The sequence below is a fragment of the Bacteroides muris (ex Afrizal et al. 2022) genome (assembly GCF_004793475.1).
In the GTDB taxonomy this organism is placed as follows: domain Bacteria; phylum Bacteroidota; class Bacteroidia; order Bacteroidales; family Bacteroidaceae; genus Bacteroides; species Bacteroides muris.
This window is the reverse complement of sequence record NZ_SRYZ01000001.1, coordinates 231,447-256,190: the sequence shown is the minus strand read 5'-3', so window position 1 is coordinate 256,190 and position 24,744 is coordinate 231,447. Positions and strand designations below refer to the sequence as shown.

Here is a 24,744-nt window from a genome sequence, read left to right as displayed (position 1 = left end):
TTCTTTTGGAAAGGAACTGATTGTGCGCGCGGATAATCACTTAGTAAGCAAGAATTTGAAATGCAGTATTGCAGGAAACAGGCAATACTGCATACGAATAAAATAATATTATGCAAGCAGAAGTGCAGAAATACTAAGAGCCTGTTTAATTCTTTTTCAAAAAGTTTGTTCAGCGTTTTAATATGAGAATGAAATCATGAAGCCCCTTTAGCTCTACTTTCTTTTGTTTTCCATACAAAAGGAACAAGACAAAATATGCTGGCAAAAAGTGAATTTATTCTTTTTGCCAGCACCACTTAATTGGTATTTAGATTCTTAAACAATAGAACCAATGTATAACGACCATTAACTAAAGAGTGAAAAGGCTCCAATAGACCCGACGACGAACACAACGACAATCACCCATATAAATGAGATAATGAAACCTGCAATGGCGCAGCCGCGCGGACTTTTGAATAATCCGATGAAACTAAAAAGCGCACCGAAGAACCAGATAATCCACCCAAGAATAGGTATCCACCCAAGAAAGATTCCAAGAATGGCGAATACCAGCCCGGTAGTACCGATACCATTGGACTGCTTGCCGGGAACATTTACATAAACCGACTGTTGTGTAGCATTCGTGTTCTGCTGGAACGGTTGTTGGGCTGTTTGAGGTTGAACCTGAGGTTGTCCTGCTTGCAGGACTGCATTACAATGAGGGCAGGTGGTGGCTTTGTCCGAAACCTGCTTTCCACAATGGGAGCAAAAAATGAGTGCCATAATACAAAATATTTTAGCGTTAATAAATAAAAAAACTATTCTAGGTGAGTATGTTGTTTGGAAACGTATAGTACAAGTCCTTTATAATCAATTCTATAAAAGTCTCCTATGTCTCCTAGATAAGGAAACCGTTCACCTTTCTCCGGGTGGCGGTTAGTTCCGTCAGCCCACTTGTATGTTTCTGCATCCGGCGATGGTGCATACCGTAAACGTAGGTTGACACCATCAGTCACTACTTGCTGCGAAGTACCTACGATAGATTCCAATGTGGTGGTCTTATCCTTAAAATAATCGGTCGTATAATAAAATATACCGAAACTTACTAACAGCACCAATACAATACCACCAATAAACCAATATAAAGCTCTGCTCCTTGGGGGAAGGGAAAGTTCCTGCTCTTCAACCTCTATAGGAGATGTTGTCTGTGTAATGGATACCGGAGGGATGGGTGAAACGGCAATCGGTGCAGCTGGTACAACGGGACATCCGCATTGCGGACAAACGTGTACGCAATCAGCCAGTTCAGCGCCACATTCATGGCAATGGCGATTTTTCGTGGCAGATATGGGGCACCCGCATGTGGGGCACGATGTTGCACCGTTAGGAATTTCAGTTCCACATTCACTACAGACAATAAACTGTTCTTCTTCTGCACAACGTTCACTGGTGTTGCCACACTTCGGACAGAAACATTCTTTTTGATAAGCATCATGTTCAAATATGTGTTGGCATGAAGTACACTTGAATTTCATTTTCGTACTCATAATAGTTATTTTTAGTTGTTGAAATACTTAAGGGATTGTGTCTCGATACGTTCCGGCTCTGTTTTGATAGAGAATGACTCACCATTCTCCTTATACTCCTTTACCTGATTGGTGCGGATTACTTTCCGCTTTAACCAATTCCCGTGTTCGTCCGCTTCCAGATACTCATACCTGTCTGTGGTAAGATAATCTCCGGTTTCATCGTAATCGTGTACACTTTTACTATCAGGAAGAAGGTTCGCTCCGGTGTAAGTAAATTTTTCTGTGAGGTAAATCATTTTTACCTGATTTTTACGTTCTATGATTCTGTCCTGCTCGTCAAAAAGATATTCTACAGAACCTTCCATATCAGACTCATCTGAACTCATATCGCTCCTCTTATGGTCACTGTATGTAATGATATAAGAACCCCAGTTACTTCTGTTATATTTTGTACGTTCGGTATTATAACTGTAAGTTGTAGAAGATTCATTCCCTTCACTGATTTCCAATATATTTCCTACTTTATCAAACCGAATAAATTTCCCTTCACTATCAGCCACACTTTCTACATTCACATATATACAGAGACCTTTGCGTGCCGACAAAGGATGAGGAACTCCAGTATCTTCATTAACTGAAACCGTATTCAAGTCTTCATCCAAATCTACAGCCTTGAACAGTGCTCCTTCAAAAATAAATCCTCTTTCTACGGGTGAATAATACGCAGTGTAAGGCTCTATTTCCTCCAGCTCCGATGGAGCAAGGGAGTCCAAAGTCAAATCAAAGCGTGACAAGCTACGTGTGAAGACCAGTCGGTTTCCTTCTATCTTTCCATAATAGATTGTTGCTCCTTGGTAAACCGATTTCCAAAGGTCTCCATCTTCTGGCACGGAATTGTAGGCCCTCGCCATAAATACATTATTTCCATCTACCCTGAAGGACAGGTCGCCATACTGAACTCTAGGCTCTGCCAAAGGGCAATACGATTCAAAAGCCTCTTTCGGAATAGAATCGTGGGATAGCACTTTGGAGAATTCGCTGTTGACATAGCCCTTTTCACCTGTACGTAGCCGCACTTTATACCATCCGTTGACCGAATCTACCAGTTCGCATATTTCTCCACGTTCAATGAACCCTACCAGCTTGCCTTCCACCGGTTCTTTTTTGACACTAATGTCCGACTTTATTGCAATTACATACGAGTGGTTTGGATTCTTTGAGAAAGAGGGAGACTTTTGCTTGGGAGAGTCTTTGCAGGCCATGAATAACAAAAACGTACCGCATAAAATCAATAGGTAACGCACATTCATAATATTTCGAATAAATTTACCTCCCTCAGCCTCTCCGGGGGCCATTCAACATAAAAGCGTGAGACTGCATGCCACGTTCTGGTTGGAGGTCCTAGGAAAACCTTGTACACGGATATGGGTATAGCAGCCCACGCTATATGCGTGAGAACCACTATGCTATCCTTGTGTACAATTGTGAATTTCCTAGGTTCCCAACCACAAGATAAGCATAACGCTTCTTCAAATTCTAAAATGTCTTGGAGGGAGCTTCCTCTCTCCAAATGCAAAAATATGAAAAATGTAGGAAGTGCAATAACATTTCCTGCATTTTTTATGTTGGCACATAAGTATTTATAATCATTACAGTTTGAATTCCTTGTTTTTTCGTTGTGGTTGCTGTATTGTTGGAGTAGCCTCTCGAACTGCTTCCTAAACCAGTCGAGGATGTTCTTCCCGTTGATGCGCAGGACGAAGCATTTCCTTTTCCTGTTTTTTTGATGTAGTCGGTCTGCACCGTGGTCGCGGTAATGCTGGGCGGTGGAAAATGCCGGCCACCGTGCCATCAAGACAGCATAAATACTACGAATATGTTTGGTATATAGAGCAAAAGAAACAGTAATCCTGAACCGTTTATAGAAGCCATCATCAATGATGCTGAGTATAGGCATAAAAAAAGGAGTACCGCTGTACTCCAACCTTTGTTAACCTTAAATCTAATACTATGAAAAACACATTGCAAAGGTACGGACTTTTTGCTTATCTCCAAATAAAGCAAATAAAAAAGTCTGTTTTATAACATGTTTTAGGAAAATGCGTCTCTTTGTTAAGGCTTGCTAAGGTTTTGAAGCCTCTCCGTGAGTGTTTTCTAAAAAAGAATTATCTTTGTCACATTAAGTTTTGGGCTTTACTTGGCGGTCTTCTGTTCTCTTGGCTCAAAGCTTTGGAAATTAAAAACTATAGACCCGTATGCACGAAGATATTGTCCTTACCCCGATGATGAAACAGTTCCTTGACTTGAAGGCAAAGCATCCCGATGCTGTCATGCTGTTTCGTTGTGGTGACTTCTATGAAACCTATTCCACCGATGCTGTCGTTGCGTCCGAAATTCTCGGTATTACCTTGACCAAACGTGCCAACGGCAAGGGGAAGACCATCGAGATGGCTGGTTTCCCACATCATGCGCTCGATACTTATCTGCCTAAACTGATACGTGCCGGTAAGCGTGTGGCTATTTGCGACCAACTGGAAGACCCGAAGCTGACGAAGAAGCTGGTGAAGCGCGGCATCACGGAACTGGTGACGCCGGGAGTATCCATCAACGACAATGTGCTGAACTACCGGGAAAACAACTTCCTGGCTGCCGTCCATTTCGGCAAAGGAGCTTGCGGGGTGGCTTTTCTGGATATATCTACGGGCGAATTTCTGACGGCTGAGGGACCGTTCGACTATGTGGACAAGCTGCTGAACAATTTTGCTCCGAAAGAAGTGCTTTTCGAGCGTGGCAAGCGCTTGATGTTCGAGGGAAACTTCGGCAGCAAGTTCTTCACTTTCGAGTTGGACGACTGGGTGTTTACCGAGACCTCGGCCCGGGAGAAGCTGCTGAAGCATTTCGAGGTGAAGAACCTGAAAGGCTTCGGTGTAGAGCATCTCAAGAACGGCATCATAGCTTCGGGAGCCATCCTGCAATACCTCATCATGACGCAGCATACGCAGATTGGGCATGTTACTTCGCTGGCACGCATCGAGGAGGATAAGTATGTCCGCCTGGATAAGTTCACAGTGCGCAGCCTGGAGCTGATGGGCAGCATGAACGATGGCGGCAGCAGTCTGCTGAACGTGATAGACAAGACCATCAGCCCGATGGGTGCCCGCTTGCTGAAACGTTGGCTGGTATTCCCGTTGAAAGACGTGCAGCCGATTAACGAGCGGCTGAATGTGGTGGAATACTTCTTCCGCCAGCCCGATTTCAAGGAACTGATAGAGGAACAGTTGCATTTGATAGGCGACTTGGAACGTATCATCTCCAAAGTGGCGGTAGGCCGTGTCTCTCCGCGTGAGGTGGTGGCGCTGAAGGTGGCTTTGCAGGCCATTGAACCCATCAAGGCGGCTTGTATGGAGGCCGACAATGCCAGTCTGAATCATATAGGCGAACAGTTGAACATCTGCCAGTCCATCCGCGACCGCATCGACAGGGAGATAGACAATGACCCGCCGTTGCTGATTAATAAAGGAGGTGTCATCAAGTCCGGTGTCAGTGCCGAACTGGACGAGTTGCGCCGGATTGCTTACTCCGGTAAGGATTATTTGTTGCAGATACAGCAGCGCGAGAGCGAGCTGACGGAAATTCCCAGCTTGAAGATAGGCTACAATAATGTCTTTGGCTACTACATCGAGGTGCGCAACACGCATAAAGACAAAGTGCCGGCAGAGTGGATACGCAAGCAGACCCTTGCCAATGCCGAACGCTACATTACCCAGGAATTGAAGGAGTACGAAGAGAAGATTCTCGGCGCGGAGGACAAGATACTGGTGCTGGAAACACAACTCTATGCAGAGCTGGTGCAATCTCTGAGCGAGTTCATTCCTGCCATTCAGATCAATGCGAACCAGATAGCGCGTCTGGACTGCCTGCTCTCCTTTGCCACGGCAGCACGCGAGAACAACTATATACGTCCCGTCGTTGCCGACGACGATGTGCTGGAAATCCGCCAGGGACGGCATCCGGTGATTGAGAAACAGCTTCCCATCGGCGAGAAGTATATTGCCAACGATGTGATGCTGGATAGCCAGACCCAGCAGATTATTATCATAACAGGTCCCAATATGGCGGGTAAGTCCGCTTTGCTGAGGCAGACGGCATTGATTACGTTGCTGGCTCAAATCGGCAGTTTCGTACCTGCGGAGAATGCCCATATCGGGTTGGTGGATAAGATATTCACCCGTGTGGGGGCCAGCGATAATATTTCCGTGGGCGAGTCTACCTTTATGGTAGAGATGAACGAGGCGGCAGACATCCTGAACAACCTTTCTCCGCGTAGCCTGGTACTGTTCGACGAGCTGGGACGCGGCACTTCCACGTATGACGGTATTTCCATCGCCTGGGCAATCGTGGAGCACATCCATGAGCATCCGAAAGCGAAAGCGCGCACGCTCTTTGCCACGCACTACCATGAACTGAACGAGATGGAGAAAAGTTTCCGGCGCATCAAGAATTACAATGTGTCGGTCAAGGAGATAGATAACAAGGTCATTTTCCTGCGTAAGCTGGAGCGGGGTGGCAGTGAGCACTCCTTCGGTATTCATGTGGCAAAGATGGCAGGTATGCCGAAAAGCATTGTAAAGCGTGCCAACGACATTCTGAAACAACTTGAAACGGACAACCGCCAGCAGGGAATTTCCGGCAAGCCGATGCCGGAAGTGGGAGAGACGCGCGGCGGCATGCAACTCAGCTTCTTCCAGCTCGACGATCCGGTGCTGTGCCAGATACGCGACGAGATACTGAATCTGGATGTGAATAACCTTACGCCGCTGGAGGCGCTGAACAAGCTGAATGATATAAAGAGGATAGTGAAGGGGAAATGATTCCACCCTCTTTCAAGTAAGGGGCCAGGTTGAATTGGGCATTGAGATAGCTGTTTGGCATGCCTTGTTCACGCCCGAAATATTCTGGTCATTTCATTTGGGTTGTTCGTGAGTTCGTGTTGTTGCGGCTGCGGTAGCAAGCCGCCCGGTGAATGCGATACTCAAAAAAATAGCTTCTTCTTAATAAATGCAGATGGTATAAGATGATTAGGCATTAGTAATTTCCTGCCCTTCTTTCACGTTCTTTCTTTGCTGTTCGCTGTATTGACGGGGCGGCATTCCGTAACGTTGTGAAAAAGCTTTATAAAAAGTGCTTCGGTTGGTGAATCCCGTGCGGTCCATCAGCTCTTCGATGGTGAAGTTGCTGGAGACTAACAAGCGTTCTGCCCTAGAGAGGCGGTATTCTTTGATGATGTCGGCAGGCGATTTGTCGGTAAGTGGTTTCAGTTTGCGGTAGAACTGTCGGCTACTGTAGCCCATTTCTTTACTCAAGAGTTCTACTTGCAGGTCGGGATTGGCCAAGTTCTTTTCAATGACTTCTGTCATTTTTTCTAAGAATTCCTGTTCTTCTTTGTGCAGGCAGCTTCCTTCTTTCCAGGTAAAGGTGCTGAGTGCCGAACTATAATATTCCTTCAGGTTTTCTTCGCGGCGGATGAGATGATAGACCATCTTTTCCAAGTATTTCACGTTGAAAGGCTTGGTGACATAGGCATCCGCTCCCGATTCCAGTCCTTTTACTTGGTCGTCTTCGTGATGCAGTGCCGAGAGCAGGATGAGGGGGATATGGCTCCACAGCTTATGTTGCTTGATAGCGGAGGTGAAGGATAGCCCGTCTATATTGGGCATCATCACGTCTGAGATGATGAGGTCTGGCTGTCGCTGCTCCAAGCTGTTTAATGCCTTTTGGGCATTATTGAAGGAGAGTACATTGTATTTCTCCGTGAATATTTCGGATACGAACCATAGCATGGAAGGGTCATCATCTATCACCATGACTGTCTGCTTGTTTGTGTCGAATTCTCGGGTGTATTTTTCGGGCAGTTCTTGCGCTTCTTCGGTGAGAATGCTTGGAGAAGCCGTTTCGTATGCGGTTTGTGGTACCTCTTGTCCGTTGGGAGATAGCGAGGGCAGGCTTACAGTGAAGGTGGTCAGTTCGCCCGGTATGCTTTCGATGTTTATCTCCCCTTCCAGCAGCGTCACCATGCTTTTGCAGATGGCCAGTCCCAGTCCGTTTCTTGAGTTTTTGCCGTTCATCTCCACGGAATCGAGAATCTTATAGCGGTCGAATATCTTTCCGAGATTTTCGGGTGTGATGCCTTTGCCGGTATTGGCTATCTTCAAAATGAGACGTTCGTTTTTTGCATACAATGTTATGCAGATGTTCCCCTTGTCGGGTGTGTACTTGAAAGCATTGGATATGAGGTTTCCGGCTATTTTGTTGAAGCAGCTCAGGTCGGTGTTCCATATCAGTTCGGGGGCGATGTCGAGGCGGTAGTTCATTTCTCTGTTTTCTGCCATGTCGCCAAAGGATTCGGCGATGTCCCTTAACTTTTCGGAAACAGGCTGTGGCTGTATGGAGAGCATTTTGTTTTCCGTTTCCAGTCTTCTGAATTCCAGCAGCTCCACAATGAGTCCGTTCAGCTTTTCCACATTTTGCTGAATCATCTTGGCGTAGCGGTGCGTGTAGATGTCTGTCTCCTTGTGGGTGAGTATCTTTTCGCACGGTCCCTGAATCAGGGTGAGGGGGGTGCAAAACTCGTGGGTAATGTTGGTGAAGAAGCGTAGTTTTGATTCATAGATTTCCTCTTTTTTCTGTCGTTCCATTTTCTTCATCATGTGCTGCCGCTTCAGGCGGTAGGTATGGAATGCATAGGAAACTATGCCTGCACATAGTAGTAATCCTAACAAAAAGTAGCCCACATAGGCCCAGGAACTGAGATACCAAGGCGGAGCGATGTAAATAGTGAAGGCTTGCGGATGGCTTTCTTTACCGTTGATGTTATTGCGGTATTTCACAAACAGAGTATATTCTCCGGGGGAAAGGTTGGAGAAGATGGCATTGGGTGAAACTCCGTTTTCTATCCATTGGTCGCTTGCTTCCTTTAGTTTATAGGAGTAGAAATAGTCGTTTCCGTTAATGTAGTCTGTTATCCGGAAGTTCAGCTGGAAGAAGTTGTGTTTATAGTCCAGTTGTAGCACGGGTTTTCCGTTTTTGTTATGTAGAAAGTCATGTAGGTTATATTCTTTACCAAAGATGGAAAGTCCTTTCAGGCTGATGTCGGGCATATAGTCTGTGGTAATGTAAGAATCGGGCCTCACGGTGACGAAACCGTTTACACCTCCAAAGAAAAGAATTCCCGTGGCATTGTCTTTGTAGAAGGCTCCATCACTAAATTCGGTCACGGCCAGTCCGTTTCCGTTGTTGTAGGTTTGCTTGGTCTGTTCTTGGGGGTTGAGTCTCATTAATCCTTGATTGGTGCTTACCCAGAGATTGTCCCGGTTGTCCTCCAAGATACCATGTACGGTGCTGTTGGTGTAGAGCTTTGCACTGATGCTGTCTGGGTTTCCGCCTTCGTTCGGGTGGAAGCGGAGAAGCCCCGATCCGGTGCCCAGCCAGTAGCCTTGCTCGTTTTTGTGTATGGCGAACACATCGTTGGCGGTTTGGCTGTTTACCAAGTTGTTGAAGCGGAACTGTGCCATCTCTCCGGTATGCACGTCAATACGGTAGGCCCCGAGCCCTCTGTTCCCGAACCACAGCGCAGAGCTGCTTTCGCGGTAGGAGGTGAAAAAGTAGTTTGATGCCATGTGTCCGTTGCTCACCAAAGTCCGTGTGGCATGCTTCACAGTAGGATCTTTTCTCTGATTCTCTAGTGTCACCTTTACGATTCCTTCGCCCACGGTGGAAATCCACAGTGTACTGTCATTGGTTTGGTCGATGGAGTGCACATATTTCACTTTACTCCCATTGGCTTGTACCGCCAGTTCTTTCAGTTGATGGGTAGAATAAGAGTAATAATTGATACCGTTTTCCGTGCCTATCCAAAGTCGGTCTTCTCCACCGGGTGCAAAGCAGTAGACGGAGTTGTCGGTCAATGTACTGTTACCGGTGATGAGACGATCATGTTTTTCGGGGGTACTGTCGACAAGATAGTTCGGTATGCGCAATATGCCGCTTCCCTTGGTTCCTATCCATAGGGTTTGCTGTGGGTCGAGGTAGAGGCTGCGTACCGGGTTGTTCACTTGATATGCGGGAGTATTGAGCAGAGTGTTGGTCATGGTGAACGTGTCATTGTAAAGCATGTATAGTCCTTCTCCGTCGGTAGCTACCCATACGATGTCTTGGAATTTGTCTTTCATCAGGCAGAAGATGCCCGACTGTATTTCGGTGTACTCTATACGGTATTTAATCTTTTGGTTCGCTTCATATTTCAGTATTATCAAGCCGCTGCTTTTGAAACCGATGCAGAAGTCATTTTCTCGTTTGATGATGGAAGATACTTCACCCCGTTTTTCTATTTCGTCCTTCAGGTCGGCAATGTAGTAACACTGTCGGTTACTGAAACTATATTCGTAGAGGGCATAGGTTTCATCAATGAAGTAGGCTGAATCTTTTCCGATAAAGGCATGCTTCAGACCGTGATGTCCAAATGGTTTTTCCGGAATCAGAGTCACGCTTTTTCCCGTGTGATTCAGCCGATAGCAACGAGTGTTGTTTCCGGTTGCGAATATCCAAAGCAAGTTGTTGGAATCGATAGTCATGGACAGTACTTTATTGAAATCCATGGAAGAGGTGTTCAGCTGTAAAAATCTCTGGTTCTCTTGTTGGTAGTGATACAGATTCCCGTCATCTTTCAGCACTAACATGCACTTGTTGTTGCTTTGTGCCAAGAAGATGTTGTCCTTGAATTCGGTAAAGGTTCGGCAGGTCTGTCGGTATGTATCCAATCTGTCCAACCCGTAGTTGGTTTGTAACCACAGTATGCCTGGCTCTGATTCTACGATTTGGCTGATGATATTGCCTGACAATAGGTTACGTGACACATCAACTGGTGTATATAGGTGGATATTGTTGCCGTCAAACACGTTCAGTCCGTCGCATGTTCCTATCCAGAGTACACCTTGGCTGTCTTGGTAAAGGGATTGGATGGCACTATTGGAAAGACCGTTCTTGTTGGAGAATTGCCGTAGACTGTAGGCGTGTACAAAATCCGGAACACAGCATAAGAGACTGACGAGCAATAAAATTGTATGGCCTTTCCAGTATATGTCTTTCATGTGGCTTGTTGTATTGATTTTAGCGTGCAAAGATATATTTTAAGGTGGAAACAGTCAATATTCGCAATATATTTCTTCAGTTGCAGGATTACTGTTTGCTTTGTATCTGCTCCGTATTTTTTAGAAATGTATTTGTACGGAGCAGGTAGGTATGGATATGATCAGCGGATGACCGCAGCGAATCCGCCGTTGCGTGCCAAACGGACTGTGATACGGTCGCCTTTCTTCAAGGTTCGTTCTTGTTTGCGGTAGTCCATGGCCTGGTGGTCAGCGTTGATGCCGTCTTCAAAAGAGGTCATGAGATAGTTTTTTCCTTCTTGCAGAAAATCGAGGGAGATGTTGAAGACCCGTTCACGTTCGCGGTTGTTGGTCATGCCTCCTATATACCATTGTTCTCCTTTGCGTTTGGCCACGACGGCATACTCTCCTGCTTCGGCTTCGAGGGCGATGGTTTCGTCCCATGTTTGAGGTACTTGGGTGATGAAGCGGGTGCACTCGTCGTTGCGGTAGTAGAGGGTAGGGTTGTCTGCCATCATCTGCAGGCCGGTTTCAAAGAGAACAAAGAGTGCCATCTGATAGGCACGTGTGCCGATGCTGGCAGAATTGGGACGTTCGGAACGGTAGACCTCGGGCTGCATGCTGAGCATGGCGCCGGGAGTATAATCCATGGCTCCTACTGCGTTGCGTATGAAGGGGAAATAGACACTGTTGTCGGGACGGCATCCACCCATCTGCTCCATGCCTCTCACGCCTTCGTAGGAGAGTACGTTGGGGTATTTGTATTCTAATCCGGCAGGTTTGAAGGCACCGTGGAAGTCCACGAAGAGATGGTGTTTGGCGGCTTCGCGTGCCACGCGTTCATAGAAGTTCACCATCCATTGGTCGCTACGATTCATGAAATCTATCTTTACGCCTTTCACGCCCCATTTTTCGAAGGTTTCGAATAGGTCGAAGTGATTTTCTACCGTAAGCCAAGTGAGCCATAGCACAATGCCTACGTTTTTCTCTTTGCCGTAGCGGATGAGTTCGTGTATGTCTACCGTGGGATTGGGTGTATAGGGGTCTCGGGTGTTCATGGCCCAACCTTCGTCCATTACTATATATTCTATGCCATAGTGGGATGCGAAGTCGATAAAGTACTTGTAGTTGTCAAGGTTGCAGCCAGCCTTGAAGTCTACGTCGGGGCCGTAGGGTATGGCTCCGTTCCACCATTCCCAGCTGGCCAGTCCGGGTTTAATCCAAGAGGTGTTTTCTATGACATTCTTTTCAGCGAGGCGATAGGATAGGGTGTTTTCTATAAGTTTGCGGTCATCATCGGTAATGACGAAGTAACGCCACGGATAACTGCGCTTTCCTGCAGTACGGGCTATGCAGTTGGCTTCTTTCAGAATCTTGAGACTGCGGTCGCCGTCTTCTCCGAACTCAAGAGGCAGACGGGGGAAGACGGAGGCAATACCGCCTTGTCCGTCGTTTTTCAGGAACATGGCGGGATAGTCTGTCAGATTGGTTTCACTCATGAGGATTTTGTCACCTTCGGGTGTGCTGGCTAAAAGGGGAAGCAGAGCCATACGATTGGAGTTTTTCCACTCACTGCATGTTTGGTGGCGATATTCTTCTTCATAGGAAGTCTTAAAGCCGTCAGGTTGCTGAAGATGTAGCAGGCAGCCATCCACAAGGTTCAGTCGCAGGATTTCATTTATTATTTCTTGCTCGCCTTTCAAGTCAGTGAGGAAACGGTAGGCAAATCCGTCGTCAAAGGCGCGGAACTCCACCGAATAGTCTCCTTTGAATTTCAGCAGCAACCGATTGTAGCGGTTGGTTACGGTAGAGAATTTCAGGGGCACCACGGGAGTCAGCTCCTCGTTTACGCTTTGGCGTACGGCCTTGTCCAGTTTGGGATGGATGCCCAGCTGACGGTTGGCGGTTTCCAAGCCGATGACACAGCTGTCCATCAATGTTTGGTTTCCTTGGGCTACGTCATATCGGATTTGGTCGGTCAGCTCCAGCGAGATGCGGATGTTCCCGCTAGGTGAGGTCAGTTGATGTACTTTCTGTCCGAAAATGGTCAGTGAAAGGCAGAGGGCTGCCGGGAGTAGGAGTTGTTTTTTCATGCTATTGGCTTTTCGATTTTTTACTGTATGCAAAAGTAGTCCGTGGTCTGCAAGAAGTGTGTTCTATTTATGACATAAATGTATGAAATCATGCCATGGACGGTTTTTTACATATCTATGTCGCGAATCTGTACAGTACGGGAGTGGAGCCCGGGCTACCTTTGTGCTGAGGCCGGGCATCGGATTCTTGTACTTTGTCTCAAGGTTGCGGATGTCTGTCCCAAGGTTGCGGATGTCCGTTTCAAGCTTTGGGATTTCTATCCCAAGGCTTGGGATAGAACCGAATCTATGTTTTCTCAAACTTTTGTATATGTTCTTCCGAACTTTGCAACAAGTATTCCGGAACTTTTTCACTTGTGTCCGGTATGTCAGGGAATTATCTTTTATTCAATGAAAACCAATAATAGCAGAACCATGAAAAGGAGACCAATGCTGGCGGGGAAGGCCCGCCTGATAGCGGGAGCCGTAATGTTGGCCGTTGCAGGCGGACACTTATCGGCCCAGACCGCTGCACCGCAGAAAGCGAAAGCGTATATGGTGGCGGATGCCCACCTGGACACACAGTGGAACTGGGACATCCAGACCACCATCAAGGAGTATGTCTGGAATACCCTGAACCAGAATCTTTTCCTCTTGAACCAGTATCCCGACTACATCTTCAATTTCGAGGGTGGTGTGAAGTATGCCTGGATGAAGGAGTATTATCCTCGTGAATACGAACTGATGAAGGCCTTTGTAAAGGCAGGCCGCTGGCACGTGAGCGGGGCCAGTTGGGATGCTACCGATACTTTGGTGCCCTCCATCGAGTCGTTCATCCGCAATATCATGCTGGGGCAGGAGTTTTACCGCAAGGAGCTGGGTGTGGAGAGCACCGACATCTTCCTGCCCGATTGTTTCGGGTTCGGATGGACATTGCCCACCGTTGCCGCCCATTGCGGGCTGATAGGATTCTCTTCACAGAAGCTGGACTGGCGTAACAATCCTTTCTACGGCAAGAGCAAGCATCCTTTTACCGTCGGACTGTGGAAAGGGGTGGATGGAGCGTCCGTCATGCTGGCTCACGGATATGATTACGGTCGTCGTTGGGATAATGAAGACCTTTCAGAAAATAAATATCTGATGGAACTCTCCAGATGTACTCCCCTGAATACCGTTTACCGCTACTATGGAACAGGTGATGTGGGCGGTTCACCTACCATCGCTTCTGTGGCTTCCGTGGAGAAAGGCATCAAGGGAGACGGCCCGTTGAAGATTATCAGTGCTACCAGCGACCAGCTGTTTAAGGATTACCAACCATATGACGCTCATTCCGAGCTCCCCGTATTTGACGGCGAACTGCTGATGGACGTTCATGGCACCGGCTGCTACACTTCACAGGCCGCCATGAAGCTTTACAATCGCCAGAATGAACTTTTGGGTGATGCCGCCGAACGTGCTTCTGTAGCTGCCGCCCTTTTAGGCACTGCCGAATATCCCGGGAAGAGTTTGACGGAATCTTGGCAACGCTTCATTTTCCATCAGTTTCACGATGACCTGACGGGTACCAGCATTCCTCGTGCCTACGAATTCTCATGGAACGATGAGTTGCTTTCTCTGAAGCAATTCTCCGGCATCCTGACTCATGCCGTGGGAAGTGTGGCAGGCAAGCTTGATACTCGTGTCAAGGGGATTCCCGTAGTGCTCTATAACGCTTCGGGATTCAAGGCTGCCGATGTGGTGACTATGGAGGTGAAAGCACCCCGTTTTCCCAAAGGCGTGGCAGTGTACAATGAACAAGGCAAGCAGGTGGCTTCGCAGTTGGTTTCATACACCGATGGAAAGGTTCGTTTGTTAGTAGAAGCCACTGTACCCGCCAACGGATATGCGGTTTACGATGTCCGTCTTTCCGGCGAAGGCAGAAAGGTGTCCGCTGTTGAAGCCACAAGTATCGAAAATTCGCTCTACAAGCTGACACTGAACGAGAACGGTGACATCACTTCACTGCTCGACAAGAAAAACAACAAGGAACTGGTGAAAGCCGGCAAGGCCATTCGCCTGGCTCTCTTCACTGAAAACGAATCGTTCGAGTGGCCCGCATGGGAGATATTGAAGAAGACTGTGGACGCTACTCCTATCTCCATCACCGAGGATGTGAAAATGACCCTCTGCGAAAACGGGGCACTGCGTAAGACTCTCTGCGTGGAGAAACGCCACGGTGATTCTTTCTTCCGCCAGTACATCCATCTGTATGAAGGCATATTGGCCCACCGCATCGACTTCACCAACGAAGTGGACTGGCAGTCTGCCAATGCCCTGCTGAAGGCCGAGTTCCCCCTCAATCTGAACAACGAGAAAGCTACTTACGATTTGGGTGTAGGCAGCGTGCAGAGAGGAAACAACAGCTTGACCGCTTACGAAGTATATGCCCAATACTGGGCCGACCTGACAGACGCTAACGGTTCTTACGGTGTTTCCATTATGAACGACAGCAAATATGGCTGGGACAAGCCCGACAACAATACCCTGCGTCTCACTTTGCTACACACTCCGAAGACAAAAAGTAACTATGCTTACCAAGACCGTCAAGACTTCGGCCGTCATACCTTTACTTACAGCTTGGTAGGTCATACAGGCGCTTTGGACGTAGTTCGGACCCGCGAGAATGCCGAACTGCTGAACCAGCGCATCAAGGCATTTGCTGTTGGAAAGCACCGCGGCGAATTGGGCAAGAGTTATTCATTGGCTTTTTCCGACAACCGGAATGTCCTTATTAAAGCCTTAAAGAAAGCCGAAAGTTCAGATGAATATGTGGTACGCGTGTATGAAGCCGGAGGCAAGCAGGCGCAGAAAGCCTCGATTGTCTTTGCCGACAACCTTGTGGCTGCTGTAGAAGCAGATGGTACGGAAAAGACCATCGGTAAGGCTGCATTCAGTGGAAATCGCTTGGAAGTGTCAGTCAATCCAAACGGCATTAAGACCTACAAGGTACGTTTCGCTTCCAATAAGAAGGTGCAGACGGTGGCCCGGCCATTGCCGCTTGCTTATGACAAGAAGTGTTTCAGTTGGAACGAGTTCAAGGCTGCTGCCGACTTTGAGGCCGGCTATTCTTACGCTGCCGAGTTGATACCTACCGAGATGAATGTGAATGGAGTGCCTTTCAAATTGGAGACGCGTGAAGAACTGAATGGCATGGCTTGCAAGGGCAATGTGCTGAAACTGCCCGCCGACTGTGCTTATAACAGACTCTATATCCTTGCTGCCGCCGCTTCTGATAAAGATGTGAAGGGGATATTCCGCACAGGCAAGTCCGTGCAGGAGATTATTGTACCTTCTTATACTGGCTTCATCGGCCAGTGGGGGCACACCGGACATACGGAAGGTTATCTGAAAGATGCTGAAGTTGCCTATGTAGGTACGCACCGTCATTCTGGTGAAGGCGATCAGCCGTATGAATTCACTTACATGTTTAAGTTCGCCATCGACCTGCCTGAGAAGGCTACTGAAGTGGTATTGCCCGATAATAAGGATATTGTTATCTTTGCCGCCACTTTGACTAATGTTGCAGCTGCTTCCGTTTGCCCCGTTTCCGAACTGTTCCGTACGGCAAACAAGTGCAATCGCTATCAGACGGAAAGCTCCACAGAGAGAGTGAACATTCTGAAGCAGGACATGGTAATGGGCTATTCAAGCTATGTGAACGAGAAAGAGAAGCCGGCTTTCATGGTAGATGGCGACGAAAACACAAAGTGGTGTGCTATTGCTGAAATGCCCCACTACGTAGACTTTGATTTGGGCAGTGAAAGGAGCATTAACGGCTGGAAGTTACTGAACGCTGCCGGCGAAAACCATTCCTACATCACTTCCTCCTGCTTCCTGCAAGGTAAGACCGACAAGAACAGTGAATGGCGCACACTGGACTATGTTTCGGGCAATGGCAAGAATGTACTGAACCGCACGCTAAATAAGCCTGAAAGTGTCCGCTACCTGCGTCTTTTAGTGACACAACCCATGCAATCGGCTTCCGGTAAGGATGTGCGCATTTATGAAATGGAAGTGTATGCAAAATAAATAGGAGTCGCTTCTTTATCTCTAAAGCGGGTACGTTTTAGTACGTATCCGCTGATTTTTTAGATGCGGGTTTACTGTATTCATTTTGTGACAAACTTGTTTCAAAATTCTGCCATGTCCGGAATGTGGACGGTAATGTCATGGATTTATAGTTGGCTTTTAGTCTTACTGCCTATTTTTGCAATCGTTTTTAATAGGGTTTATATAGAAGGCTCCCGTGATGGAGTGAAAAACAAGTCAAACAATTTAATGCCGTTGAAAAAGATGAAAAATTCCAAGAAAGCACTTTTCTGCCTGTTGGCATGCGCCCTGGCAGTAACCGGATGCAAGACACAGAAAGAACCGGCTGTAGCGGACAACGTAATGCTGGTCAGATCAACACAAACACTTGATTCCTTATATGCTCACTATTCTGCACCGGGCACTTGTCTGTTGCGTGAGAATTACCCTTCGGACGTGGAAGGCTATACCGCCACTTATCTGGCTTCCGAGGAACAGAAGAACCGTCCCAATCTCTACTCTTATTTGTGGCCTTATTCCGGTACCTTCTCCGCAGTGAATGCGCTGATGGAGGCTACTAAAGATAACAAGAAAGATTTCGGGAACTATCAGAAGTTACTTGATGAGAAAGTGCTTCCGGGACTTGCTGAATATTTCGATACCTGTCGCATGCCCGAAGCATATGCTTCTTACATCAAGGACGCTCCGTTGTCCGACCGTTTTTATGATGACAACGTGTGGCTCGGCATCGACTTCGCGGACGTCTATCAGATGACCCGCCAAGAGAACTATCTGCAGAGCGCCAAGCTTATCTGGAAGTTTATAGAAAGCGGTATGGATGATTGTTTGGGAGGGGGTATATACTGGTGCGAACAGAAGAAAGAATCAAAGAACACTTGTTCCAACGCCCCAGGTTCCGTCTTTGCCCTGAAACTTTTCAAGGCTACGCGAGACAGCTCTTATTTTGAGAAAGGGAAGAGCTTGTACGAATGGACTAAAGCAACATTGCAGGACACAACAGATTGTCTTTACTTCGACAACATGCGTTTGGACGGTGAGATAGGACGTGCCAAATTTGCCTATAACAGCGGTCAGATGATGCAGTCGGCTGCCTTGCTCTATCAGCTTACCGGCAATGAGCAGTATCTGAAGGATGCGCAAGCGATTGCCGCCGCTTGTCATAATTATTTTTTCATGGAATTCACCCCCGAACAGGGAGCCCCGTTTCATATGCTGAAGAAGGGCGATGTGTGGTTCACCGCTGTTATGTTGCGCGGTTTCATGGAGCTCTATCAGACAGACGGAAACAAGGCTTATCTTGATTCCTTTGCCCGCAGCCTGGACTATGCCTGGATACATGCTCGTGAAGATAACGGCCTTTTCAATACTGATTTCACCGGCAAAAGCCGCGACAATCGTAAATGGTTGCTGACACAGGCCGCCATGGTAGAGATGTACGCGCGTTTGGCCGTGTCCGCTAATCAGCCTTTATAATTAAAAAAACGAATCATACCTAATGAAAAAGAGAAACATTACCTTGTGCGCTGTTGCCATGCTCTGTATGCAGGGCTATGCCAAGGCAGACACTTTTACCTTGAAAGGTGACAACACTTGTGTGGAGAACTATGCTCAGATGACCGCTGCTTATAAAAGCAATCGTCCAAAAATGAAGAAACGCCTTTTCACCTCAAAAGCCGTGGAAGCTGAGATTCTTCGTGTGAAGAAGCTGCTTACCAATCCTAAGTTGGCGTGGATGTTTGAGAACTGCTTCCCTAATACGCTTGACACTACTGTGCACTTTCGTATGCTGGACGGTAAACCCGATACTTTTGTTTATACCGGTGACATCCATGCTATGTGGCTACGCGACTCCGGTGCGCAGGTGTGGCCATATGTGCAGCTGGCCAACAATGATGCGCAATTGAAAGAGATGCTCGAAGGTGTCATCCGCCGTCAGTTCCTTTGCATCAACATTGATCCGTATGCCAATGCTTTCAACGACGGACCTACGGGTGGCAACTGGATGACTGACTTGACAGACATGAAGCCTGAACTGCACGAGCGCAAATGGGAGATAGATTCTCTTTGTTACCCGCTTCGTCTGGCCTACCAGTATTGGAAAGTAACCGGTGACAGCAGTATCTTCGACGGTGAATGGATGAGGGCAATTACTGCTATCCTGAAGACTTTCAAGGAACAGCAGCGTAAGGACGGTGTCGGTCCTTACCGTTTCCAACGCAAGACGGAACGTGCCCTCGATACGTTGAATAACGACGGCTTGGGTGCTCCGGTCAAGCCGGTGGGACTGATCGTTTCCGCTTTCCGCCCATCGGACGATGCCACTACGCTTCAATACCTGGTTCCTTCCAACTTTTTCGCTGTCTCTTCTTTGAAAAAGGCTGCTGAAATTCTGACGGAAGTAAACAAGGAAACATCTTTGGCCAAGGAATGTACCGATTTGGCTGCTGAAGTGGAGGCAGCCTTGAAGAAATATGCCACTTACAATCATCCCGAGTTTGGAACAATCTATGCATTTGAAGTAGATGGATTCGGCAATCATCTGTTGATGGACGATGCCAATGTCCCCAGCCTTCTTGCCATGCCTTATTTGGGTGATGTGGACGTAAACGACCCTATCTATCAGAATACACGTCGTTTTGTGTGGAGCGACAGTAACCCTTACTTCTTCAAAGGCAAAGCCGGCGAAGGTATCGGGGGGCCGCACATCGGTTATGATATGGTATGGCCCATGAGTATCATGATGAAGGCATTCACCAGCCAGAATGATGAGGAGATAAAGACTTGCATCAAGATGCTGATGGATACGGATGCCGGTACGGGATTCATGCACGAGTCTTTCCACAAGGATGACTCCGCTAACTTTACCCGAGCATGGTTTGCTTGGCAGAACACGCTGTTTGGAGAGCTGATTCTGAAATTGGTGAACGAGGGTAAAGTGAATTTGCTCAACAGTCTGTAAAACAGAAATCATTTAAAATCAATAAAGTGCGTTAGAATAAAGATTGGAACACAGATTACATGAATCGGTTACTCATTGATGTTGTTTGTGTTCTTCTCTTATCGCAATTTATTATAATGTTTAATCTTAAAAATATGAAAAAGAATCGAGTGTACACAGTAAGTTCATTGCTGGCTCGGATAAGCGGGAACTGTAAGTTCTGGCTTATTGCCTTGCCCGCTGTGACTATGCTGGCGCAGGCTCCCGCTGCTTATGCCCATGTGGAGAGTGTTGCCGTGGCGCAGCAAAGTAATGCCACGGTGAAAGGCTCCGTTAAGGATGCCACCGGCGAAAGCCTGATTGGAGTAAGTGTTACTGTCAAGGGTAAAGAAGGTGTGGGTACCATTACAGATGTGGATGGAAACTATTCCATTGTTTGTAGTGTCCAAGATGTTCTCGTCTTTTCCTATGTGGGGTATGCCACTCAGGAAATTGCTGTGAAAAACCAAAAGCAACTGAATGTTGTCTTAAAAGAAGATACCAAGGTGCTAGATGAAGTTATTGTCATCGGTTATGGTACTACTACTCGCAAGAGTGCCGTGGGTGCCGTAGACCAGGTGAAAGCTTCCATGATTGAGGATCGTCCCGTGGCAAATATGACCGAAGCCCTGCAAGGAGCTGCACCCAATGTGGTTATCCAGCAGCGCAGCAGCAATCCGAACGACCGCAAAACCAATTTCAATATCCGTGGTATCAGTACGGTGAACGACAACAGCCCGCTTTTCGTTATCGACGGATTGATAGCTGATGGCGGTAGCTTCGATAAATTGAATCCCAATGATATTGAGAATATTTCTATCTTGAAGGATGCCGGTACAGCCGCTATTTATGGTTCGCGTTCTTCCAATGGTGTGGTGTTGGTTACTACTAAGAAAGGTAAGAAGAACCAGCGTGCGACAGTCCGGTTAAGTGGCATGATGGGATGGCAGAATCCGGATATCTTGTTTTCGCCGGTGAAAGGTTATCAGAATGCTACTTTGCGCAATTTGGCTGCCACTAATGCCGGAGAGGCTCCTTTGTATACACCCGATCAAATCCGTGACTTGGCTGCCCATCAAAATGAAGAAAGCTGGTTTTTTGATCAGATAGTCCGCACAGCCTTACAGCAGAATTATAATCTAAGTGTATCCGGAGGTAGTGATAAAACCACTTATATGGTATCCATGGGCTATTATGACCAGGAAAGTAATTATGTGGGCAACAGTGACTTTGGCGTGCAGCGTTATAATTTTCGTACCAATGTTAGCACAGAAGTGGGACGTTTGAAACTGAATGCTATTTTGGCTTATACACGTAATAATAGTGTAAGTACCACCGGTGGAAGTTTGGAAGTGGATGCTGCCCGTGTACCTACTTATTATTATTACAAAATGAAATCGGACGATGGAAGATATTTGTTAAATGATGTATTGAGTGAATTCAACCCATTGGGAGCATTGGAAGCCGGTGGCCGTAACAAGTTCCGTAACAATTATCTGAACGCTAATGTCAATGCTGAATTCCGGCTTATTGACGGATTGAAATTGCGTGGAGTGTTGGGTGCGGATGTGATAAACGACATGCGCTCTACCCGCAATTTGGGTGTAGCCTATTACTTGAATGAAGAGGCCACCGAACCGCGTCCGGTGAAGGATACCGACTACAAAACTAGCAACTGGAACCACACTGCCTACCTCATCAATACCCAATTATTGCTGGATTACAACAAGACATTCGGCAAGCACAATGTCACCGGACTTTTCGGGGTGACCAACGAATCCTTCACTTCATTCAGCAATGATATTGAAAAGAAAGGTGTAGACCCTGACTTGGGTATTGGTACAGACATTACCAACAGTACTGTAGGAAATATTACCGGAAGTACTTTCGTAGACGGATCCAATCGTACCAGTCTGACTTCTTTGTTGGGACGTGTGGGCTACTCTTACGCAGACAGATATTATGCTGAATTCAGCTTCCGTTATGATGCCTCTTCCAAGTTCCATAAAGACTACCGTTGGGGTTTCTTCCCTTCTGTTTCGTTGGGCTGGCGCCTGAGCGAGGAGAACTTCATGCAGACCTACAAAGAACGTGTGGGCGATTTGAAGTTGCGTACCTCTTTCGGTATACTGGGCAATCAGTCTATCGGTACTTATGATCGCTTTACCGTCTACGAACTATACAACAACTCTTACGCATACAACAACCAGACAGTGTCGGGTGCAGGTTTTAAGTTAGGTAAAGATAATTTGACTTGGGAAAAGACCAAGACCTTCAATATCGGTGTGGATGCTTCGTTCTTCAATAACGCTTTGAATGTGACGTTCGACTATTTCTACAAGCGTACGAGCGACATCTTGATGAAGCCTCTCGTACCTTCGGTATTCGGTACGGATATGGCGATGGACAACATTGGTGAGATGCAGAACCAAGGTTGGGACTTCTCTATCAACTATCGTTTGAAGACGGGAGCCGCAAACCATAACTTCAGTTTCAACCTTGGTGACTCTTGGAATGAGGTACTGAAATTCCCCGGTCACGAAAGAATTTCGCAGATAGAAGAGTTGAGCCGCATCACCCGTGAAGGTTGTCCGCTGGAGTCTTACTACGGCTACAAGATGGACGGTTTCTTCCAGAGCTATGAAGAGATTGAATCATCGGCTATCCCTGTAGGTGGAAAGGTACAGCCGGGTGACGTGAAGTTTGTAGACCGTAACGAAGACGGTATCATCGATTCGAAGGATAAGTTCATCTTGGGTAACGCCTTCCCTCGCCTGACTTTCGGTTTCAACTACAATGTGGAATGGAAAGGATTCGATTTCGGTATGTTCTGGCAGGGTGTGGGCAAGCGAGACATGATGCTTCGTGGTGAATTGGTTGAACCGTTCCACGCCAACTACTCTTATAACATCTATAAGCATCAACTGGATTTCTGGACTCCTACCAACATCGATGCACGCTGGCCGAGACTTACTGCTCCGGGTTCTACTTCCAACAGAAACAACTACGGAAACGGACAAGGTTCCGACCTGTTCTTGATGGATGGAAAATACCTGCGTCTGAAGAACTTGCAGATTGGTTACACATTCCCTAGAACATGGAGCCGCAAGGTAGGCATGGAAAAGGCACGTATCTATGTAAACGGGCAAAACTTGCTGACCTTCAGTAACAATTCGTTTATTGACCCCGAGTCTTCTGAGTTTGACTCTAAGATGGGTAACAGTGGCGCCAATTCCGGTAGAAACTACCCGACGCTCCGTTACTACGGTTTCGGTATAGACATTGAATTCTAAAAACAACAGATAACTATGAAACTAAGAAAATACATAGCTTTTGCCGGAATGGCTGTTCTGATGCTTTGCAGTTGCAACGAGATGGAGAACGCACCGACAAACAAATTTACGGATAACTCCTATTGGACTTCCACCACCAAGGCTCAGTATGTGGTGAACATGGCTTATAGCCAGATGTACAATGCAGGCCGTATGTGGAGCGATGAAAGTTTGAGTGACAACGCTTACGACGGTCGCAGTGTGGACGATCAACGTGCCATTCGCAAGGGTATGGCCACTCCCTCGCTCGACATCTTCAAGAACGAATGGAAAGACCTTTACGGAGGTATAAAGACCTGCCACGTGTTTCTTGAAAAGGTGGATCTGGTACCCAACATGGACGCATCTGTTAAAGCGCGTATGATTGCTGAGATACGTTATATCCGCGCAAGCCTTTACTTCCGCCTGACTAACCTTTATGGTGCAGTACCTTTCTTTACGGAAGACATCACGCTGGAAGAATCGCGGAGTGTAAGTCGTACGGACCGCGAAACTATTATCAGCTTCATTCATCAGGAATTGGAAGACATCAAGGATGCGCTTCCCACTCGTGACCAATTACCCGAAGAAGACAGGGGCAAGATTACCAAAGGTGCCGTTTGTGCTTTGCAGGCCCGGGTCTACCTGATGGATAGCGACTGGAGCAATGTGATGCTTTATTGCAACAACCTGATGAATAAGCAAGGCGAATATGGTACTTACGCTCTGTTTTCTGATTATGCCGGGCTTTTCGATGAAGCCAATGAGTACAATGAAGAGATTATCATGGACCGTTCTTATGTACCCAATTTGATTACTTGGGGTGAGATGGTAGACATGATTCCTTTGTCAAGAGGCGGACGTGCCGTGAGCCGTGTACCGCAGCAATCGTTGGTAGACACCTACCTGATGCTTAGCGGAAAGACCATCAGCGAAGCCGGGACAGATTATAACGCTGCTTATCCTTACGACAATCGTGACCCACGTCTCACAGCCACTATCATTTATGATGGCTATGACTGGAGCGGCAATGTGGACGATGGTAGCAAGGACGTAGTCATCAACATCCGTCCGGGTTCGGGAACCGATGCCTATGATGGTGGTGGAAACGGCACTTCTACCGGTTATTTCACCCGTAAGTACTATAATCCGCAGGCTCCCGGTGACCAGAATTCCGGTATGAATATCATTGTCATGCGCTATGCTGACATCTTGCTGATGTATGCTGAGGCTGTTCACGAAACAAGCGGTATGACTGAAGAGGTATGGAACAAGACCATCCGTCCCATCCGTGAGCGTGCCGGATTCACTGCCGATGCAGCCTTGAACTTTCCTGCCGGAAAGAGCAAGGAAGAGATGAGGCAGATTATTCGCGACGAACGTCGTGTAGAAATGGCGATGGAAGGTTTGCGCTGGTATGATATTAAGCGTTGGAAGGCTGGTAACGAATACTTGTCGGGCAAGGTGCGTGGTGCAAGCTTCGTGGACGAGAACAAGCTTGACACCCGCAAGTTTGAGGAGGCAAGAGATTACCTTTGGGCAGTTCCTATCAGTGAAATAAATTTGAATCCTAATCTGGCACCTAACAATCCGGGATATGGAAATTAACGTGTGTCTAAACTC

At 47.2% G+C, this 24,744-nt stretch carries 11 protein-coding genes; 6 read left to right on the top strand and 5 right to left on the bottom strand.

Going from position 1 to position 24,744, the window contains the following annotated elements:
- Positions 1 to 345 precede the first annotated feature (345 nt).
- The 3 genes from E5355_RS00950 to E5355_RS00940 are packed head-to-tail and all read right to left on the bottom strand — an operon-like array spanning position 346 to position 2,818.
- A complete protein-coding gene (locus E5355_RS00950; protein WP_136008793.1) occupies positions 346 to 762 on the bottom strand; it encodes a zinc ribbon domain-containing protein in 417 nt (138 codons plus the stop codon).
- A 35-nt stretch (positions 763 to 797) separates the two neighbouring features.
- A complete protein-coding gene (locus E5355_RS00945; protein WP_136008792.1) occupies positions 798 to 1,526 on the bottom strand; it encodes a zinc ribbon domain-containing protein in 729 nt (242 codons plus the stop codon).
- A gap of 11 nt (positions 1,527 to 1,537) precedes the next feature.
- Positions 1,538 to 2,818: an SH3 domain-containing protein gene (locus E5355_RS00940; protein ID WP_136008791.1), complete on the bottom strand. Its 1,281-nt coding sequence runs from the start codon at positions 2,816 to 2,818 to the stop codon at positions 1,538 to 1,540.
- Between the two features lie 945 nt (positions 2,819 to 3,763).
- On the opposite strand from E5355_RS00940, the gene mutS reads away from it, so the two are divergent.
- A complete protein-coding gene (mutS, locus tag E5355_RS00930; protein WP_136008790.1) occupies positions 3,764 to 6,379 on the top strand; it encodes a DNA mismatch repair protein MutS in 2,616 nt (871 codons plus the stop codon).
- Positions 6,380 to 6,586: 207 nt separating this feature from the next.
- Here the strand turns inward: mutS and E5355_RS00925 are convergent, their stop codons facing one another.
- Complete coding sequence (locus E5355_RS00925) at positions 6,587 to 10,654, bottom strand: hybrid sensor histidine kinase/response regulator transcription factor (RefSeq protein ID WP_136008789.1); 4,068 nt, start codon at positions 10,652 to 10,654, stop codon at positions 6,587 to 6,589.
- A 161-nt stretch (positions 10,655 to 10,815) separates the two neighbouring features.
- The gene (locus E5355_RS00920) at positions 10,816 to 12,765 is read right to left on the bottom strand and encodes a glycoside hydrolase family 97 protein (RefSeq protein WP_136008788.1); all 1,950 of its coding nucleotides are present in this window, start codon (positions 12,763 to 12,765) and stop codon (positions 10,816 to 10,818) included.
- A 414-nt stretch (positions 12,766 to 13,179) separates the two neighbouring features.
- Here E5355_RS00920 and E5355_RS00915 point away from each other — a divergent pair, with 414 nt between their 5' ends.
- The 5 genes from E5355_RS00915 (at position 13,180) to E5355_RS00895 (ending at position 24,729) form a co-directional block, all read left to right on the top strand.
- Positions 13,180 to 16,812, top strand: coding sequence for a glycoside hydrolase family 38 C-terminal domain-containing protein (locus tag E5355_RS00915; RefSeq protein WP_136008787.1), 3,633 nt, complete (start codon positions 13,180 to 13,182; stop codon positions 16,810 to 16,812).
- Between the two features lie 264 nt (positions 16,813 to 17,076).
- Positions 17,077 to 18,306 carry a glycoside hydrolase family 76 protein gene (locus E5355_RS00910; RefSeq protein ID WP_136008786.1) on the top strand — a complete coding sequence of 410 codons (1,230 nt, stop codon included), beginning with the start codon at positions 17,077 to 17,079 and terminating at the stop codon, positions 18,304 to 18,306.
- A gap of 22 nt (positions 18,307 to 18,328) precedes the next feature.
- A complete protein-coding gene (locus tag E5355_RS00905) occupies positions 18,329 to 19,792 on the top strand; it encodes a glycoside hydrolase family 125 protein (RefSeq protein ID WP_136008785.1) in 1,464 nt (487 codons plus the stop codon).
- Positions 19,793 to 19,926: 134 nt separating this feature from the next.
- Positions 19,927 to 23,103 carry a SusC/RagA family TonB-linked outer membrane protein gene (locus E5355_RS00900; RefSeq protein WP_136008784.1) on the top strand — a complete coding sequence of 1,059 codons (3,177 nt, stop codon included), beginning with the start codon at positions 19,927 to 19,929 and terminating at the stop codon, positions 23,101 to 23,103.
- Between the two features lie 15 nt (positions 23,104 to 23,118).
- The gene (locus E5355_RS00895; protein WP_136008783.1) at positions 23,119 to 24,729 is read left to right on the top strand and encodes a RagB/SusD family nutrient uptake outer membrane protein; all 1,611 of its coding nucleotides are present in this window, start codon (positions 23,119 to 23,121) and stop codon (positions 24,727 to 24,729) included.
- The last annotated feature ends 15 nt before the right edge of the window (positions 24,730 to 24,744 follow it).

Coding starts and splice junctions, on each gene's coding strand:
- E5355_RS00910 (WP_136008786.1), top strand. CDS start 17,077: ATGAAAAATTCCAAGAAAGCACTTTTCTGCCTGTTGGCATGCGCCCTG.
- E5355_RS00905 (WP_136008785.1), top strand. CDS start 18,329: ATGAAAAAGAGAAACATTACCTTGTGCGCTGTTGCCATGCTCTGTATG.
- mutS (WP_136008790.1), top strand. CDS start 3,764: ATGCACGAAGATATTGTCCTTACCCCGATGATGAAACAGTTCCTTGAC.
- E5355_RS00950 (WP_136008793.1), bottom strand. CDS start 762: ATGGCACTCATTTTTTGCTCCCATTGTGGAAAGCAGGTTTCGGACAAA.
- E5355_RS00900 (WP_136008784.1), top strand. CDS start 19,927: ATGAAAAAGAATCGAGTGTACACAGTAAGTTCATTGCTGGCTCGGATA.
- E5355_RS00945 (WP_136008792.1), bottom strand. CDS start 1,526: ATGAGTACGAAAATGAAATTCAAGTGTACTTCATGCCAACACATATTT.
- E5355_RS00895 (WP_136008783.1), top strand. CDS start 23,119: ATGAAACTAAGAAAATACATAGCTTTTGCCGGAATGGCTGTTCTGATG.
- E5355_RS00915 (WP_136008787.1), top strand. CDS start 13,180: ATGAAAAGGAGACCAATGCTGGCGGGGAAGGCCCGCCTGATAGCGGGA.
- E5355_RS00925 (WP_136008789.1), bottom strand. CDS start 10,654: ATGAAAGACATATACTGGAAAGGCCATACAATTTTATTGCTCGTCAGT.
- E5355_RS00940 (WP_136008791.1), bottom strand. CDS start 2,818: ATGAATGTGCGTTACCTATTGATTTTATGCGGTACGTTTTTGTTATTC.
- E5355_RS00920 (WP_136008788.1), bottom strand. CDS start 12,765: ATGAAAAAACAACTCCTACTCCCGGCAGCCCTCTGCCTTTCACTGACC.